The organism is Marinobacter sp. THAF197a (genome assembly GCF_009363275.1).
Classification (GTDB): domain Bacteria; phylum Pseudomonadota; class Gammaproteobacteria; order Pseudomonadales; family Oleiphilaceae; genus Marinobacter.
This window is the reverse complement of the sequence record NZ_CP045324.1, coordinates 4168533-4184144: the sequence shown is the minus strand read 5'-3', so window position 1 is coordinate 4184144 and position 15612 is coordinate 4168533. Positions and strand designations below refer to the sequence as shown.

The window sequence follows — 15612 nt, the reverse complement described above, 5'->3', positions numbered from 1 at the left end:
GGAATCGCGGCCAAGGTGGGCCAATTGAAACAAGGTTGATCAGCCTTTTTGCTTCGCTGTTTTTCTCGATCCCAACGGCAGTATTCGTTTGGCTCTGGGTCAATTTAGAATTGGCCGTCTACTGGGACGGCTTTCTCAGCAGTCGTTACCTCATTTCCTGTATCTTGGTTTTTGCTGTGTTGGCGTTGCTGCTCCCGAAACTGTTTCCATCTATTCTCGGGGGTGTCTGGCGCGGTATAGCCAAGGTTTGGCATTGGTGGGGGTGGTAGCCTCATGTATAACCAATCGTTCAAGTTCGCTAACGGCCTGGCGGCCGTCCGCCGGACGCCTACTACGCTGCGCTCCGCAGGCGCCGCTTAACATTCAGCGTTATGGCGCTTTACGTACATTTCGTCTACATTTTCTGGGTTGTGCCAAGATAGTCGGAGGGCAATGAACATGGAGGTTGCACGGTGCGTTAGCACCTCAATCCTGGAGAATGACCATGAAAAAAATAATGCTAAGTTTGGTTCTTGTTTTGTTCGCGTCGACGGCGTTCGCTCATGGTGGCGGTTGCCGGAAAGACAGCCCACCTGGGCAATGCTGTCACGCAGGCTCACAGCCTTATCATTGCCACTAAAGCTATGTTTTCCGGCGGAGCTTGGTTGGTTGAGCCATAACCATACGGTCAACCGGACGCCAAAAGCGTACCGCTTTTGGTTCCCTCCGCTGGCGCTCCGGCGCCGGTTACCTCAGCGTTAGAAATCTTATGGAAATGACTTCTTTGAGAGCCTGCTGTCTTGATGCGTCTGTACTGGTGAAATGGCACGTGGACGAAGAAGGCAGTGAGATAGTTCGCAGTTTTATAGACTCAGAAGCGACGCTCTACACGACGCCGTTCTGCTTTTACGAAGCGCTTGGTGTGCTTAAGGTTAAGTATCTTTATCGTAAAGAGCTTACCAAAGAGCAGTACCTAAATGCGTGCTTTGATCTGGGTTGTGAGTTCGAAGCTCGGTTACATGAGATGGAAGACATAGACGTCTGCAAACCTCCATACCTGCTTAGGTCAATAGAGTTGGCCAGGAGATACGATTTGGATGTTTCTGACGCTTTTCAGATACTCAGTGTGAAAGAGGGATTTTTCGCAGGTGGGATAGAGGGATCGGAGACAGTATTGGTTACCGCTGACACGAAACTTGCCAATACCGCTGCAAGTGAAGGGCTGCGTGTACTTAATGTCCTAAAACCCAGCAATCCCTCGTAAATTTCTAACAAGGTGGTCAACGGGACGCCAACTACGCTGCGCTCCGTTGCCGCCCATTACCACTGGCGTTAGGAGGCTTTCAGCATGATGCCAATAGTCGACTTGTTAGATTATTACGGCCCGCTTCACGATGATGTTGAGCGTTGCCTTGTTGGGATCGAAATAGGCGAAGATACGGAATATTGGAAGCGCTCGTATCTGCGTTGCCTATGTACATTTGTTGAAGCTAGGGTTTATCTGCTCAAATTGGAGTTAAAGACCAACGATCATTTAATTGATCATTCTGAGCTTTCGCCACAAGTGCTTGCCTTTCTAGATGGTAATGAATGGAGCGTCGGGAATAATGGTGAAATTAAGGCGAGAATGAAAATAGTATCTCCTGTTGACGAGCTAAAAGCTGTCATAAAAATTCTGGGGTCGTTTTATCCAAAGTTATTGTGGGATTTCGGATCGCAACGTTGGTCTAGAGTAAAAAAGTTATATAAATCCCGTAATGGACTTGTTCACCCAAAGAAACCAGATGATTTATCTATTGCTGACAAAGAAATAGAAGATTTTGAACTATTTAGGAAGGATTTTAATACTTGGTCAGCTTCAATATACTGTGAAGCATGGGGAGAGCCTGAGAGTGGCTCCTAACAATACGTGCCAGTCGGACAGTCTGTTCCGTGGCTTTTTTGTGCCAGTCGCTACGCTAGCACAAAACGCCACTCCACAAACTGCCGCTGCACTCTGCGTTATAACGAGGAAACCTAATGTCGACATGGGACGAGGATATTGTTAGAGCGTTTGAGAACCTCGGTGGCAGCGCAAACTATGATGCGTTGTATACGGAGATCGAGCGCATTCGTCCCAACCTTCCCGAGAGCTGGAAATCCGTGGTGCGGCGTAGAGTGCAAGACCTTTCCTCTGACTCGGCGGGATTTAAGGGCGGGAAAGACCTTTTCTTTTCGGTTGAGGGGCTGGGCTCTGGTATATGGGGCCTTAGATCCTACCTGGCTGAAACTCCAAAAGCTTCAGATTTACCGGAGGGCATTGAAGAGCCTGGCCGAACATACACTCTCACGTACCGGGTACTTCGGGATACAACGCTTGCGCGCAAGATAAAAGTGATACACCAAGATCAGTGTCAAATTTGCGGTATGGTGGTTCGCCTTTCTGACGGGAAGACCTATTCTGAGGCTCATCACATCATTCCCCTTGGAAACCCTCACAACGGATCTGATATTCCAGGAAATATCCTTGTCCTATGCCCGAATCACCATGTGCTCTGTGACTATGGAGCTATTGAACTCGACCTTCTGTCGACAGTACTGCTAAAAGACCTTAAATCAGCAACGTAGATTGTCCTCCCGACCCGCATGATCTTTTCTTGAAGGTGACCAAACCGAACAGGAATCGAATCATGCAAAGCCGAGAGGACTTTCACATGATAAAACAACTTCGCAGTCAGGGGGCGTACATCGTGGACATCGCGCACCAGATTGGCTGTTCCGAGCGCACCGTACGCCGTTACCTGGCCCTGCCGGCACCATTGACTGGTAAACCCAAGACCCCACGTGGCAGCAAGCTGGATCCCTTCAAGCCATACATTGATGAACTTCTGGGCCAGGAAGTCTGGAACGCAGAGGTCATCCGTCAGCTGCTCCAGGAACGGGGCTACGACGGCTGTGTGACCCTGATTCGTCGCTACGTTCAGCCCAAGCGCAGCCTGAGGGCAAGTAAACAAACGGTGCGCTATGAAACGATCCCGGGAGAGCAACTCCAGCACGACTGGGGCCAGATCCGGACTGAGGTCGCTGGTCGCCTGTGCACTGTCAACTTCGCGGTCAACATCCTCGGGTACTCCCGCCACTTCCATGTCTGGGCTGGACCCAGCCAGGACGCGGAGCATACCTACGAGTCCCTGGTACAGGCTTTCCGGTACTTTGATGGCGTACCCAAGCGTGTCCTGGTAGATAACCAGAAAGCGGCCGTCATCAGGCATGACAGCGGTGGTCGTGTGGTGTTCAACGCAGGTTTCCTGGAACTGGCGAATCACTATGGCTTCGCCGCCCGGGCCTGTCGGCCCCAGCGCCCCAGAACCAAAGGCAAGACCGAGCGCATGGTGGGCTATGTGAAGCACCACTTCTTCCAGCGGTATCGCAGCTTCGACAGCTACGCGCACCTGAATCAGTTATTGGAGCAGTGGCTGAGCAGCTATGCCAGTCAGCGGACATTACGCCAGTTCCAGCAATCTCCGGCTCAGCGCTTCGAGGAAGAGCGCCATCAACTCAGCCCTTGTCCGGCAACGGACTTCGATACCCGCTATTACGACATCCGCCATGTGGGCTGGGATGCCTACATCGATGTGCGAGGCAACCGTTACAGCGTACCGGCCGAGTGTTGTGGTCAACGGGTCAACATCCGCATCAGTCTGGACGGTGAACTCACCGTCTACGACCTCCGGGGACAGGAAGTCGCCCGCCACCGAATGGCCCATCGTCAGCAAGGCTGGCAAACGGTGGCTGAACACCACGAGCCCTTGTGGCAAGAGGTGATGCCGGTGCAACACCGGAGCCTGGCTGTGTATGAGGAGGTGCTCCAATGAATCTGGACCAACTCCTCGACCGGCTCAAGATGGACCACCTGCAAGCCTCTCTGGATACCCTGTGCGAGCATGCCAGCAAGAAGGACCTGAACTACCGGGAATTCCTGGAACAGGCCCTGGCCCAGGAGTGGGGTGGTCGGCACCAGAAAGGCCTGGACACGCGTCTCAAACAGGCTCGGCTACCCTGGATCAAAACCCTGGAGCAGTTCGACTTCAGCTTCCAGCCGAGCATTGACCGCAAGCTGGTGCGAGAACTCTCCGGCCTTGGGTTCGTGGAACGCAACGAGAACGTGATCCTGCTGGGACCCCCTGGCGTGGGCAAAACCCACCTGGCGGTCGCCCTCGGCGTAAAGGCTGCGGAGGCCGGCCACCGGGTTCTGTTCATGACCTTGGACCGTCTAGTGAGCACGCTGGTCAAAGCCCGCCAGGAAAACCGGTTGGATAGGCAACTCCAACAACTGACGTATCCGAAAGTGCTGGTACTCGATGAGATCGGTTACCTGCCCATGACCCGCGAGGAAGCCAGCTTGTTCTTCCGCCTGATCAACCGGCGCTACGAGCGGGCCAGCACCATCCTGACCTCAAACAAGAGCTTTATGGACTGGGGCGAGGTGTTCGGCGATCAGGTCATCGCCACTGCGATACTGGATCGGCTGCTGCACCACTCAACCACTCTGAACATCAAAGGCGAGAGCTACCGGCTGAAGGACAAACGCAAGGCCGGCCTCGTTCCCGGTACTAGCCAACAACAGGAGGACTCTGACGACACTGACGCTCAAAAACCGGACACTGAAAACTGATGAAAACCGGACAATCTAGGTTGATGAAAAGCGGTCAAACTTCGGTACTGTTGACACTTCGAACCCTCCAGGTGGCCGAGGGCCATGAAGTGGCTCAGAAGAGCATCGATTACCATAATCGCAGCATCTATGGTCGCCCGTTATAACAAGTCGCTGGAGTTCGCTCCGGCCCTGGGCGGGCCTGCGCCGGACGGGCTTTCCGCCCCGCTCCAAGCCCGCCGCTCAGCGATGCGTTAGATTTTACGAGGTTGTGAACAGAAACATATGAGTGACGGCATAAAAGGAAGCGCCACGTATCAATGCTCAAAATGTGGTGCTAAATATTTCCTGCGTGATGAGGATTTCCATTTCGAGGCCGAATCTGGTTCGGAAAGGGGAATGGGGCAAGAAACTCAGTATGTTTCTGAAATAGATCATGAATGTTCAAAGTGCGGTAACGATTTTTATCTAAAATTTGAAGTTTGGGAATACCCTGTAGGCATCATCAATATGACTGATGACGATGCCACCGGCGCGGAGATTCTAGATAGCAGCTTTGAAATCTATCATGAGCCTCCTCCACCAGATGAGGTTGACGAGTCCGTAAAGCTTGTAAAGTCACTGATAAGCTTTAGATTCGATACCTTTGCCGAGCTTTTCGTCGACTTTTGGGTAAGAGCCTATAAAAAATCACCCCGCCCAACCGCAATTATTTCAGCAATAGGGTTGATCATAGGATTTCTTGGCATAGGTTCCGCAATCTACTTCTCAGAGATTGATCGAAAACAGCGTTTGCAGCAGCCTCAAAGCTTCAATGAGCAGATCGAATTGTTGCAAGCAACGGAAAGAAATTTAAATGATCTCTCTTCGTTTATTGAAAATAAAAATAGCGAGATAGAGACAACGCGCCGCCTAATCAAAGACTTAGAAGAGAAGAAATCCCAGCTTGAACCAATAGTTAACGCTCATCAAGAAACAGTAGATGCCATATTCGAGCAACAAAGACGGGAATTCGAAAAGGGCATATGGGTAGAAAGGGCTATCAGTTTCGGCTTCGGGATACTGGCATCTTTAATTGCAACCGTCATTTGGCACTTTGTCGGAAGGTTAAAGTCTGGACGTCGTGCCTGAAAATCTAACAAGGCAATTAAATTCGTTCCGGCCTTCGGCCTCCACCGGACGCCCTTGTCAGGGCGCCGTTTATTGCTGGCGTTAGACAGTCAAAGAAATAAGGAAAGTTAGTGTCATACGAAAGCCTTTTTGGTGATGAAGTACAGCTAGTCCTATCATTTTGTGTGTTTTTACTCGTGCTGGCTGTCGTTGGTTTTATCCTAGATAAAGATTCCCCGCCTCAATTAGTTGTGTTGGTAGGAATCTGTCTTGTAGCAATTGGGGGTGCTGCGCTGTGGTACGTAAACTGGATGCAAGAAGCAGTTTTAGCATTCAATGAAGATGGGAAGATATCGGACAGCTTTCTTGATGAATTTGAAAGACGATCCAACGTTTTCATGTTTGTTTTCCCATTCGTTTCGGCCGCGATTGGGACCAACCTGATTTCAGATGTGCTTACTAAAAAACTTCATTATGAAAAACCATTAACGGTATCTGGTGTTATTCAGGCGCTCCCTGATCTCATTGGTGGAATTTTGGGGTTTATCTTGCTGATTCCAGCACTGTTAATAATTACTCCTTTCCTGATCGTTTCACGCGTTAGAAAAAGGTCTTCACCAGTGGTTTTAGATTTGTTAGAGAGGGTGAATCGAAGACTATATCTGAAGATGCTAAAGCTCGACATGGTGATAAGGTCTTGGATGTCTAGCAAATAGTTCCAGTTTGTTCCGGGCCTGACGGCCCTCCACCGGACAGCCTTGTCGCCGCTTCGCTCTGCCAAGGCTGCCGCTGAACAAAAGCGTTAGGTGTATTAATGAGCAATCAAGAGAAAGCCCTCGAAGCTATCAAACGATCAGCCGGCACCGAAACGGGCGAGTACGGAATTGATGGGTTCGTTTCGCATCATCTGGAAGAGCTTCCCGAGAGTTATTGGCAGAAACATCTTGGAATTTCTGCTCCATCCAGTGAGCAAGTAATTGGGCTACTGGTCCTCAGAGAAAAATGGGACGACGAAGAGGTATACGATTTTACTCTTCCTGATGAAGTGACGGATTACGTGGTTAGTGTGTCATTCGACGACGATGGGAACGTCGAAGAAATCGTCATGGAGAGCTAGTCTCCACCTAACCAAGTGTTCCAGTTCGTTCCGGGCCCGAAGGCCCTCCACCGGACAGCCTTGTCGCCGCTTCGCTCTGCCAAGGCTGCCGCTGAACAACGGCGTTAGGCGCTACTGTAGGCAACCTAGGTCCTGTATAAAAACAAATCAACCGTGGTATCCAATGAATTTTCTAAACGCCATTTTTGACGTATTCAGTCGGCGTCAATCATACGAAGCACAGCATCTTCGTCCTGTGAGTGACACTTTCCGTAGCCGAGTGGTGTTATTAATAGGGGATGTTATCGGACGAGACCGTGGAGCGTCTGATTTCTGGAAGGAGATCCATCAGAAGTTGCAGTACTTGCATGGAACGATGATCCTCGCCCCAGACAACAGGCCTGCCAACGAAGTTGAAGATATCCTTCAATACCTTGAAAATTGTGACTCTACCCATTTTTTGGACTTTGTTGAGTATATTTTCCAAGTAGATGCTTCTAAGCATTTGCCATCCAAGTCGGAGTTCGTCGATAGTATAAATTCATTCTTTGATATTGATGACTTGCCCTATTACTTAACGGATTACGTGCAGACGGAAGAGCCCGGAATGTACAGAGGGTCTCCTGTTAAATATATTAAGGTAAGTGCGTACCCTCAGGTTATTTTAAAGGAAAGCCAGTTGGTGCATTCCGAAGCAGTTAAACCTGCTCTGAAATTATTAACAGATCCTGCCTTCTTGTCCGCGAATAATGAGTTTTTAGAAGCTCTTGAGGACTACAGGAAGCGGGATTATGGCGATTGCCTTACCAAGTGCGGAAGTGCATTCGAAAGTGTCATGAAGATCATTTGTGAAAAGAGGAAATGGCAATATGACCAAAAAGATGCAGCGGCCTCTCTGCTCAAGACAATTATATCAGAGTCAAATCTAGAGCCATTTTTCACTGATCCCCTGCTAATTGTAGGCACTATACGAAACAGGTTAAGTAAGTCCCATGGTGCCGGGGCAGCCAAGAAGCAAGCCCCGCAGCATATTGCGCACTACACAATTAATAGTACTGCGGCTGCTATTCTGCTTTTGGTTGAGGAAACCTTGTGAAGTTCAGGTCAAGGGTCAGCCTAACCAATGGCAGCACGGTGACCGTTTTTACGCCGCGCTGCGGCTCCAAATCGGCACGTGTGCCAAGCGTTATGCAGAACGTTCGTCTTGACGTACGTACCCAAAGGCGTACACTTGGTGGAAATTTGAACACACAAGAGGTGCGTCATGACCGGAATCACAGCAACTGAGGCGCGCAGCAACCTTTATCGGTTGATTGACGAGACCGCCGAGTCCCACCAACCAATCGTCATTATGGGTAAGCGGAACAAAGCCGTCCTGGTTTCCGAGGAAGACTGGTCTGCAATTCAGGAAACACTTTACCTGCTCTCCGTACCGGGTATGAGGGAGTCTATTCGTGAGGGGATGGATACCCCCGTGGATGAATGCGATGAGGAGCTGGACTGGTGACATGGAAGTTGGTTTACACCAAACAAGCCCAGAAAGATGCAAAGAAACTGGCCTCCAGCGGCCTCAAACCAAAAGCCCAGGAATTGTTGGCGCTGATTTCAGAAGACCCTTACCGCAAACCGCCTCCGTTCGAGAAACTCATAGGGGATCTCGCGGGGGCCTATTCGCGCCGAATCAATATTCAGCATCGTCTGGTCTACCAAGTACTGGAAGAGGAGCGGGTGGTGAAAGTTCTGAGGCTCTGGAGCCACTACGAATAATGCATAACCAGCCGCTGTTGCCGGACAATTTCTCCGCCGCTGCGCGGCTCCAAAATTGCCGCAAAGCTCCGCGTTAAGTGTCTATTATGGATGAAATTTTAGTCATAGCGATCGGCTCCGGAATCGTTTCGCTTTTCCTTTTGACCAAGGTTTGGCGAAGCAACGAGCATCTTGCATTCAAGATTGCCGTTAGCTGCGTGACTGTCATGCCGATAGTTGGACCGGTCTTCTATTTTTTCGTAGCCAACAACACGCCACCCCAGGATCGTTGCCTCCAGAATAAAGGGCCTCGGGGTGAATATGCACACCGTTGGCTCAGCGTGAAGCCTCTGTACCAGGACATCATTGACGAAAAAAAGGCGGATGATGGGGCGCAGCATCGTGAAAACACTTAACCAATCGCTTAAGTACGTTCCCGGCCTGAAGGCCGTCCACCGGACGTCCCTGACGGGCCGCCGCTTAGCTTCGCGTTATACGCAAATCTAGGGCGGAGTGAAGTTTAGATCAGGGATTCTATGTCAATAAAAAATATACAAAAATTAAAGAAATTCGGTATTTTCCAAAATCACACGAACGCTAACGTTAAAGATTTCGGAAAGTACAATCTGTTCTATGGTTGGAATGGAAGCGGAAAATCTACCCTATCGGGTGTGTTTCGATGTATCGAAAATAATACCACTTCAAGTAAATTCCCATCGTCAGAATTCACGGTAAGCATTGACAATGGCGCGCCAATTACACAAGCGAACGTGGCGGGTTCTGATCTAAACATTTACACTTTTAACCATGAGTTCATTGACGAAAATATATCATGGGATAGCGTTGTAAAAAGCATATTACTTGTTGATAAAGAAAAGATTGAAGAGCGTGAAAAGCTAGAAAAGCTAAAAAAAGAACAGGAATCGGATAATAAAAAGTACACTAGTGAAGATGAAGAAATAAGAAGACTTGAAAGCGCTATTTCGAAGTTCGGAACTGATAGCGCACGACACATGAAGACAAGCCTTCAGTCAATTGACACTACAGATCGCTACTACCTTAATTATGATAAGCGAAAATTTGAAGCCTTTATCAACGACAACCTTGAAGCAAGCAAGTCAGACGAACCACTTCTTGATGATCAAAAAATTATTGAGTTGACAAACGCTGCTAAGCCTGATCAGAAGTCCCCGATTACCTTTAATCAAAAGGTTATTAATAAAGAAACCTTCACTAAAGCCAAAGAACGCCTTGTCGACCTTTTGAAAACCAGTGTAGTTAGTCAAACTATTCAGCGACTTATTGAATATGGCGATATAAAGTCTTGGGTAGAAATTGGTCTTGACCTTCATAAGCGTCATGACACAAATCAGTGTGAATTTTGTGGTAACACCATCACCGACGAACGCATCAAACAGCTTGAAGCCCACTTTAACGACGATTACAAAGCCTTTCAAACCCGACTTGAAAGTGCAGATGGTTGGCTCTCTGGTCAGTATATTCAACCCCCAGCGCTACCCGCAACAAACGACTTCTATGACGAATTCAAAAATGGATACAGTCAAGCATGTAAAGCGTTGGAAAAAGCAATCACAGACCTGAACGAAGAAATAACAGCCTGGCACACTGTACTGAAAGAAAAGATAGCTAATCCACTTGAAACTGGTCTAACAGTTGAAGCTATCAGTGAATCATCCGTGGAAGCGTTTAACGATTCTCTCAACGCTATTAGCGCGGCTGTTGATAAGCACAATCATAAGTCAGGAAATTTCAAGGAAGAAACTGACAAAGCCAAAAAGCAACTTGAACTTCACTATGCAACTACTGAAGTGCAGTCATTCGGCTATCACGATAAAAAAAAGGAAGTGGGTGATCGAAAAGCTAAAAATAGAGCGCTAAAAACATCTATTAACGCGAGAGACACTGAAATCCGAACACTTGAAGATTCACTATCAAATGAAGGCATCGGCGCTGACCAGTTTAATGAGTCACTTCATAAATTTCTTGGTCGCAGTGAGTTATCCCTTCGATTTAATCCGACTAAAAAAGGGTATGAAATACTTCGGAACGACTCGGAACAGGTTGACGGGAATCTGAGTGAAGGCGAGAAAACGGCTATTGCTTTTGTCTACTTCATAACCAAGTTGAAAGAAAATGACAACAAAATTGAAGACACTATTGTTGTTGTAGATGACCCTATTTCAAGTTTCGATTCTAACCACCTTTTTCACGCTTATTCATTTATGAAAATTAATTGTGAAAAAGCAAAGCAAATGTTTGTCCTTACCCATAACTTTACGTTTTTCAAGTTGGTTCGTGATTGGATTTCTCGAAAGAATAAGCGCGACAATCAGAACATTGCAAACTTCTATGTTGTTAAGGCAAATAACGAAGTGCCACGAACTTCAACTTATACAAACGCTGGATCAGCACTAACTTTATATAATTCGGAGTATCACTACATATTTTCACGCCTGTATTCTTTAAAAAACCAACAGACCCTTGAAACGGATGATCATTTCCTTGCCGCCAATTTATCCCGAAAGTTACTTGAATCCTTCTTATCCTTCAAGTTCCCAAAGAATAGGGGAAACTTCGCGAACTTGTTTAATGCGGCTGTATTAGCAAGCAAGAACCCAGAAGACGAAGGGAAGGAAAAGATTCGAAAATTTATTAATCAGTATTCACATAACGACCTTATTGAAACAAATGAAGAATTTGTTGAAAACCTAATTGGTGAAGGTGTTACGGTCATATCAGATATTTTTGACTGGATAAATGAATTGGACAAAAAGCACTACCAAGAAATGATGGAAGTCGTGGCATGAAAAAGAATGCGTATAACAAAGCGCTGCTGCCGGACAATTTCTTCGCTGCGCTACGAAAATGCCGCAGAGCGCAGCGTTATATTGCTGGGGCCAGCCTCGACTAAGAAGGAACTCAAAGTTGAAATATAACGACCTTCCCAAGGAAGAAAAAGAAAAGCTAAATGGCTACTTGGTGAAACAGGCGGCGCAGCAGTCGGAGAATGGTAGAGAGCTTTTCGAAAACATCAGCAAGTCTATTCTTTATGCCAACACTGGTGGAGTAGCTGTCACAAGCTCGCTTATCGCGGCGGGTCCAAGTGGCAATAATGTCAGCTTTCTCGGGCTTTCATTCCTTCTATTTGTGTTGGGTGTAGCACTGTTTATTGTCTTTCGCTTTCACCTTTCCTTGGCCGTAGGCAGATCAGTAGAGAAAGTGAAGCAGTTTCACCATGAGGTTATCGATGGGCTGGCCGATGTCAGTGGAGACTCCATAAACACTCGTATGGCTAAGATTTCTGGAAGATTGGACGGCAATACCCCAATGTGGGTCATCTTCCCGCCGATGCTTATGTTTATAATCGGAGCTACCTTGGGCTGTAGCTGGGTAGTTCTGAGGTTTGTGGTCTAGGTGCAAAACACAATATAACCAGGCGCATCAATACGCGGCCGGTGGCCGCCGGACGCCCTTTACATTGCGGCTGCGCCTCCATTACAAGGGCGCCGTTGTGCGCTGGCGTTAAAACTTTAGGGAGAAAGTGGTCCCCCAATGGATTTGTCCGTTTCACAGTATGTGGTCATCGCAGGTTTGGTTTGCGATGTAATCGGGTGCGTGCTCGTTGCCTTTGAAGTGATCAACCGTTTCAAAGGTCAGGTAGTTGAGCAAAGCCAGAAGCTGGAAGATTTGGATTTCTCCCGGCCGGTGCTCACGTCTGAGTATCGAAAATGGGAGAGGCGTAAACACATTGTTATGGCGATAGGCCTCTTTTTCTTGGTTGGTGGTTTCACCCTCCAAGGAATCGGTACAGCCATTCAATAATTCAAGGGTATTCTGGGTGCTCTCAGCGGTTTTAACAATGCGGTCAACCGGACGCCAAAAGCGTACCGCTTTTGGTTCCCTCCGCGTTATAAAAGGTTTTAGATGTTCAGGTTACAATTTAAAAGAATCCACGATAATGTGTCGCCATTTATACTTACCGGGCTCTTTGCAGGCTTGGCAATTGGTCTTTCAGAATATCTTAGAAAGATGGACTGGCTGGTCAGTTACCTAGATTACGCATCTATTGATTTTGATTTGGCCGATGCAGCACAAAAAATTCTAGACGAAAATCTGGCGCCGACAACGCTGGTTTTTCTAGTGGTTATAATATTTACGATGTCCGCACTACATAGAATTTTTTTTGGTGCAATGGAGTTTGAGCCTAAAGAGCGGAAGGGAATAATTTTTATTCTTGAAAATTTCGCTTCGTTATTGGGTATCGCTTGGCTAGGGCTTATGTGGGGTCTATCCGTGCCAGCGCTAATTTTTGAAAGTAAAGAATTGTTTTGTGGTCTTTTGCTCATGTCATTATTTCCACTAATTCTTATTTTTCAACTAACAGTAATTACATCGCTTATTTACATTGAGTTATTTCATAAGTTCCCTAAGTGGGCTGAGAAGACCAGTGGGTGGAGAATGGCCACGTGATTAGAGGGTTTCGTAATATTAGTCTTGGCATTTGTTTTTATAACCTATCATTCTCAGTATGTTGATCTGATGAATAAGCTTGGGGGTTACCTTGTTGCATTTTTATAACAAATGCAGGCATGGCGACGCCCTTTCCATTGCGCCTTCGGCTCCATTCCAAGGGCGCGCGTGCTGCAAACGTTATATTTCTGAGGGAGTTCAAAATTGCTCAACAGGTCAGCTTTAATCCTCCGCTACAAAGAGCCCGCAGTGCGCTGGATCAACGAAGCTGATCCGAACCCCGATGGCCCAGCAATCACGCTAGAGAATGTTAACGAGGAACGTACCGTTTACCTCATTGATGAAGAAGTGGCCGACACTCCTGAACAACTCAGAAAATGGGTCAAAGCTAACTTCCGCCCGCTATTTGAGAGCGAGCTTGGCGGGTGGTACGTCGACCCTGATTTATGGCCCCGGAAGCTCACTCTGAAGTTGTTCGACGAGTGGTTTACGGTCGAATGCCACACAATGATTTTCGATACGGTTGGTGGTCCAATTGAGGACGACGAAATATAACAAGGCGCATCAATACGCGGCCGATGGCCGCCGGACGCCCTTTACATTGCGGCTGCGCCTCCATTCCAAGGGCGCCGTTGTGCGCTGGCGTTAGTGGGAAAAGACGATGAGTACTGAGAGCATGGTTCTAGAATACCTCAAGGTTTTGCTGTCTGGCCCGGTACTGTTCTCGCTGGTAGCTCTCGTGGTGATTGCTGTTTTTAGAGAGGATATAAAGGCACTTATACTCCGGATAGCAAAAATAAAGCTTCCAGGTGGAACGGAGTTCAATACGCCCCAATCCAAGCAGCTGGATGCTGAAGAGGAGAAGCCAGCTCCTGAGCCTCGGGCAAATGATGAGATGCCAATTCCAGGACTTCCTGAAGGCCTCACCGCCGAGCAAAGAGATCGTGTGGAACAGTTGATACGCGCGCATATTGCAACCGCATATACATGGGAGTATCGGTACCTCAACTATTTCTTGGCAAGAGGTACTCAGATGGTCTTGGATTGGCTGATTAACCTAACTCAGCCTACAACTTACGCTCATTTCGACTCAACTTGGCTTCCATTTATTCCTTCGGCAGAGGAAAGACAGGCCATCATTGGGGCGTTGCGAAATCATCATCTGATTCAACAAGACGAAGCGGAAATGATTTCTGTCACCCCAAAGGGACGAGAGTATCAACAGTGGCGCGGGCCTTTGCCCCCACTAACAAACGGGTCAACAGGACGCTCCTGACGTCGCGCCTGTTACCCTTGGCGTTATGCCCTCGTAGGCGAGGATATCTGATATGGAATTGAGCGCTCCGGTAGATATGCCATTTACGCGGGAAGCCGCGATCAAAATGCTGAGGTGGGGTGCAGAGCCGGAAAAGTCTCCATACTCCCACAAACAAATTGCGGAGTGGTGCGACAGATTTTGGTGCCAATACCTTGATGTTGACGCGGAGCCGGAGATTGAGTCCTTGATGCCAGTGCTCACTGATGTTGAAACCCAGTGGGACCTATATTTGGCGAACACCTATTCACTTGAGGAACTTCGGGCAAAAAATTTTGAAGAAGAAAAAATGCCTACGGAGTGGTTTTGTGATTGGCTGCAGCAATTGGCATAACCAGGTGGTCAACGGGACGCCAACTACGCTGCGCTCCGTTGTCGCCCACTACCACTAGCGTTATGCGGTGAATTACCGGCACACCGAGGAGAAGCACTTTTGGCTAGTTTCCGTTTTGACTTCACGTTTAGCGTGCCCAAGTCAGCAGCTATGCGGATATTGTTGAAGCAGTTTATTGGCTACACAGGCTATTTTATGACTGCGATGGCCGCCGCTGTCTGGATGGCTCTCGGTATGTTTGTCGTTGCTCTGTTCTCGCAAAACGCTGTCATCGTCATTCTGGAAGTCTTTGTGGAATGGGGTGGTGATGTCTTTTCGCCGATGAAAGAAGGTGGACTGTTGGTTTTCGGTACCGACCAAATCCCGCGGGGCGACAACGACGTAGGTGGCGTGCAAGCTGCGCTCTCGGTCGTGGCGAAAATCTCCGTGGTGCTTTATGTTCTGGGTGCCGTGGTGCGGGGGATTTTCGGGAAGAAACTGTCTTTGGCTCGATCCGTGAAGCTGGCGTTTGTTCGGCGAGCCTCTCTCATTGTATTTGTGGCAATTCCGCTCAGTAGCTTCCTTCGGTTCGAGTCTGGTGTGGGGTCAGATTCGTTCTTTATTGCCGCATTCCTTGCAGTCTTTATCGCGCCGGCGCTGTTTTTGAGTGGGTACTGGTCTGTTTTCTGGAATCAAATGGTTTCTGAAGCGATTCATTATGTGGATGAGGATGGTGAGAACATACCCACATTACAGGTCGAGCGCTGAAAGTTTTCAGTCTCTGGAACCACTACGAATAATGCATAACCAGCCGCTAATGCCGGACAATTCTTCCACCGCTGCGCGGTTCCAAAATTGCTGCAAAGCTCCGCGTTAGCTGTGATTGCGCCACCCGGAGAGTGATACTATAGTGTCACTAATAGTCTGAT

Annotated in this window: 21 protein-coding genes; all 21 read left to right on the top strand. The window is 48.1% G+C overall.

Features of this window, described 5'->3' with window-relative positions; all coding sequences use genetic code 11:
• Positions 1 to 748 precede the first annotated feature (748 nt).
• The 21 genes from FIV08_RS19280 to FIV08_RS19185 all read left to right on the top strand — a co-directional run bounded on the left by FIV08_RS19280 (position 749) and on the right by FIV08_RS19185 (position 15451).
• Positions 749 to 1243 carry a type II toxin-antitoxin system VapC family toxin gene (locus FIV08_RS19280; protein ID WP_152439502.1) on the top strand — a complete coding sequence of 165 codons (495 nt, stop codon included), beginning with the start codon at positions 749 to 751 and terminating at the stop codon, positions 1241 to 1243.
• Positions 1244 to 1327: 84 nt separating this feature from the next.
• A complete protein-coding gene (locus tag FIV08_RS19275) occupies positions 1328 to 1882 on the top strand; it encodes a hypothetical protein (RefSeq protein WP_152439501.1) in 555 nt (184 codons plus the stop codon).
• 116 nt (positions 1883 to 1998) lie between these two features.
• The gene (locus FIV08_RS19270; RefSeq protein ID WP_152439500.1) at positions 1999 to 2586 is read left to right on the top strand and encodes an HNH endonuclease; all 588 of its coding nucleotides are present in this window, start codon (positions 1999 to 2001) and stop codon (positions 2584 to 2586) included.
• Between the two features lie 62 nt (positions 2587 to 2648).
• A complete protein-coding gene (gene istA, locus FIV08_RS19265) occupies positions 2649 to 3833 on the top strand; it encodes an IS21 family transposase (protein ID WP_152438358.1) in 1185 nt (394 codons plus the stop codon).
• Positions 3830 to 4633, top strand: coding sequence for an IS21-like element helper ATPase IstB (gene istB / locus FIV08_RS19260; protein WP_152438357.1), 804 nt, complete (start codon positions 3830 to 3832; stop codon positions 4631 to 4633). Before istA ends, istB begins: the two co-directional genes overlap by 4 nt.
• Before the next feature lie 23 nt (positions 4634 to 4656).
• Positions 4657 to 4779 carry a hypothetical protein gene (locus FIV08_RS19920; protein WP_267313112.1) on the top strand — a complete coding sequence of 41 codons (123 nt, stop codon included), beginning with the start codon at positions 4657 to 4659 and terminating at the stop codon, positions 4777 to 4779.
• A gap of 118 nt (positions 4780 to 4897) precedes the next feature.
• Complete coding sequence (locus FIV08_RS19255; protein WP_152439499.1) at positions 4898 to 5743, top strand: hypothetical protein; 846 nt, start codon at positions 4898 to 4900, stop codon at positions 5741 to 5743.
• Positions 5744 to 5853: 110 nt separating this feature from the next.
• Entirely contained in the window at positions 5854 to 6438 is a 585-nt protein-coding gene (locus FIV08_RS19250; protein WP_152439498.1) for a hypothetical protein, read from the top strand.
• Positions 6439 to 6536: 98 nt separating this feature from the next.
• Positions 6537 to 6839 carry a DUF2004 domain-containing protein gene (locus FIV08_RS19245; protein WP_152439497.1) on the top strand — a complete coding sequence of 101 codons (303 nt, stop codon included), beginning with the start codon at positions 6537 to 6539 and terminating at the stop codon, positions 6837 to 6839.
• Between the two features lie 163 nt (positions 6840 to 7002).
• Positions 7003 to 7914, top strand: coding sequence for a DUF7014 domain-containing protein (locus FIV08_RS19240; RefSeq protein WP_152439496.1), 912 nt, complete (start codon positions 7003 to 7005; stop codon positions 7912 to 7914).
• A gap of 168 nt (positions 7915 to 8082) precedes the next feature.
• On the top strand, positions 8083 to 8325 hold the full coding sequence (locus tag FIV08_RS19235) for a type II toxin-antitoxin system Phd/YefM family antitoxin (protein ID WP_058092928.1): 243 nt from the start codon (positions 8083 to 8085) through the stop codon (positions 8323 to 8325).
• Positions 8322 to 8585 carry a Txe/YoeB family addiction module toxin gene (locus FIV08_RS19230; protein WP_095616195.1) on the top strand — a complete coding sequence of 88 codons (264 nt, stop codon included), beginning with the start codon at positions 8322 to 8324 and terminating at the stop codon, positions 8583 to 8585. The genes FIV08_RS19235 and FIV08_RS19230 overlap by 4 nt, the downstream gene beginning before the upstream one ends.
• A gap of 86 nt (positions 8586 to 8671) precedes the next feature.
• Positions 8672 to 8980: a hypothetical protein gene (locus FIV08_RS19225; RefSeq protein ID WP_152439495.1), complete on the top strand. Its 309-nt coding sequence runs from the start codon at positions 8672 to 8674 to the stop codon at positions 8978 to 8980.
• Between the two features lie 120 nt (positions 8981 to 9100).
• The gene (locus tag FIV08_RS19220) at positions 9101 to 11392 is read left to right on the top strand and encodes an AAA family ATPase (RefSeq protein ID WP_152439494.1); all 2292 of its coding nucleotides are present in this window, start codon (positions 9101 to 9103) and stop codon (positions 11390 to 11392) included.
• Between the two features lie 118 nt (positions 11393 to 11510).
• Positions 11511 to 11999: a hypothetical protein gene (locus FIV08_RS19215; RefSeq protein ID WP_152439493.1), complete on the top strand. Its 489-nt coding sequence runs from the start codon at positions 11511 to 11513 to the stop codon at positions 11997 to 11999.
• A 138-nt stretch (positions 12000 to 12137) separates the two neighbouring features.
• Positions 12138 to 12407, top strand: coding sequence for a hypothetical protein (locus FIV08_RS19210; RefSeq protein ID WP_152439492.1), 270 nt, complete (start codon positions 12138 to 12140; stop codon positions 12405 to 12407).
• Positions 12408 to 12545: 138 nt separating this feature from the next.
• Positions 12546 to 13055, top strand: coding sequence for a hypothetical protein (locus tag FIV08_RS19205; RefSeq protein ID WP_152439491.1), 510 nt, complete (start codon positions 12546 to 12548; stop codon positions 13053 to 13055).
• A gap of 249 nt (positions 13056 to 13304) precedes the next feature.
• The gene (locus tag FIV08_RS19200) at positions 13305 to 13610 is read left to right on the top strand and encodes a hypothetical protein (RefSeq protein ID WP_216646159.1); all 306 of its coding nucleotides are present in this window, start codon (positions 13305 to 13307) and stop codon (positions 13608 to 13610) included.
• Between the two features lie 106 nt (positions 13611 to 13716).
• Positions 13717 to 14331, top strand: a complete 615-nt coding sequence (locus FIV08_RS19195; protein ID WP_152439489.1) for a hypothetical protein — start codon at positions 13717 to 13719, stop codon at positions 14329 to 14331.
• Between the two features lie 52 nt (positions 14332 to 14383).
• Positions 14384 to 14704 (top strand): hypothetical protein, encoded by a 321-nt coding sequence (locus FIV08_RS19190; RefSeq protein ID WP_216646144.1) that lies wholly within the window; start codon positions 14384 to 14386, stop codon positions 14702 to 14704.
• Between the two features lie 99 nt (positions 14705 to 14803).
• Positions 14804 to 15451: a hypothetical protein gene (locus tag FIV08_RS19185; RefSeq protein WP_152439488.1), complete on the top strand. Its 648-nt coding sequence runs from the start codon at positions 14804 to 14806 to the stop codon at positions 15449 to 15451.
• Positions 15452 to 15612 lie beyond the last annotated feature (161 nt).

Excerpts from the sequence above, each read along its gene's own strand:
- FIV08_RS19280 (WP_152439502.1), top strand. The coding sequence starts at position 749 with ATGGAAATGACTTCTTTGAGAGCCTGCTGTCTTGATGCGTCTGTACTG.
- FIV08_RS19275 (WP_152439501.1), top strand. The coding sequence starts at position 1,328 with ATGATGCCAATAGTCGACTTGTTAGATTATTACGGCCCGCTTCACGAT.
- FIV08_RS19270 (WP_152439500.1), top strand. The coding sequence starts at position 1,999 with ATGTCGACATGGGACGAGGATATTGTTAGAGCGTTTGAGAACCTCGGT.
- istA (WP_152438358.1), top strand. The coding sequence starts at position 2,649 with ATGCAAAGCCGAGAGGACTTTCACATGATAAAACAACTTCGCAGTCAG.
- istB (WP_152438357.1), top strand. The coding sequence starts at position 3,830 with ATGAATCTGGACCAACTCCTCGACCGGCTCAAGATGGACCACCTGCAA.
- FIV08_RS19920 (WP_267313112.1), top strand. The coding sequence starts at position 4,657 with ATGAAAAGCGGTCAAACTTCGGTACTGTTGACACTTCGAACCCTCCAG.
- FIV08_RS19255 (WP_152439499.1), top strand. The coding sequence starts at position 4,898 with ATGAGTGACGGCATAAAAGGAAGCGCCACGTATCAATGCTCAAAATGT.
- FIV08_RS19245 (WP_152439497.1), top strand. The coding sequence starts at position 6,537 with ATGAGCAATCAAGAGAAAGCCCTCGAAGCTATCAAACGATCAGCCGGC.
- FIV08_RS19240 (WP_152439496.1), top strand. The coding sequence starts at position 7,003 with ATGAATTTTCTAAACGCCATTTTTGACGTATTCAGTCGGCGTCAATCA.
- FIV08_RS19235 (WP_058092928.1), top strand. The coding sequence starts at position 8,083 with ATGACCGGAATCACAGCAACTGAGGCGCGCAGCAACCTTTATCGGTTG.
- FIV08_RS19225 (WP_152439495.1), top strand. The coding sequence starts at position 8,672 with ATGGATGAAATTTTAGTCATAGCGATCGGCTCCGGAATCGTTTCGCTT.
- FIV08_RS19220 (WP_152439494.1), top strand. The coding sequence starts at position 9,101 with ATGTCAATAAAAAATATACAAAAATTAAAGAAATTCGGTATTTTCCAA.
- FIV08_RS19210 (WP_152439492.1), top strand. The coding sequence starts at position 12,138 with ATGGATTTGTCCGTTTCACAGTATGTGGTCATCGCAGGTTTGGTTTGC.
- FIV08_RS19195 (WP_152439489.1), top strand. The coding sequence starts at position 13,717 with ATGAGTACTGAGAGCATGGTTCTAGAATACCTCAAGGTTTTGCTGTCT.
- FIV08_RS19190 (WP_216646144.1), top strand. The coding sequence starts at position 14,384 with ATGGAATTGAGCGCTCCGGTAGATATGCCATTTACGCGGGAAGCCGCG.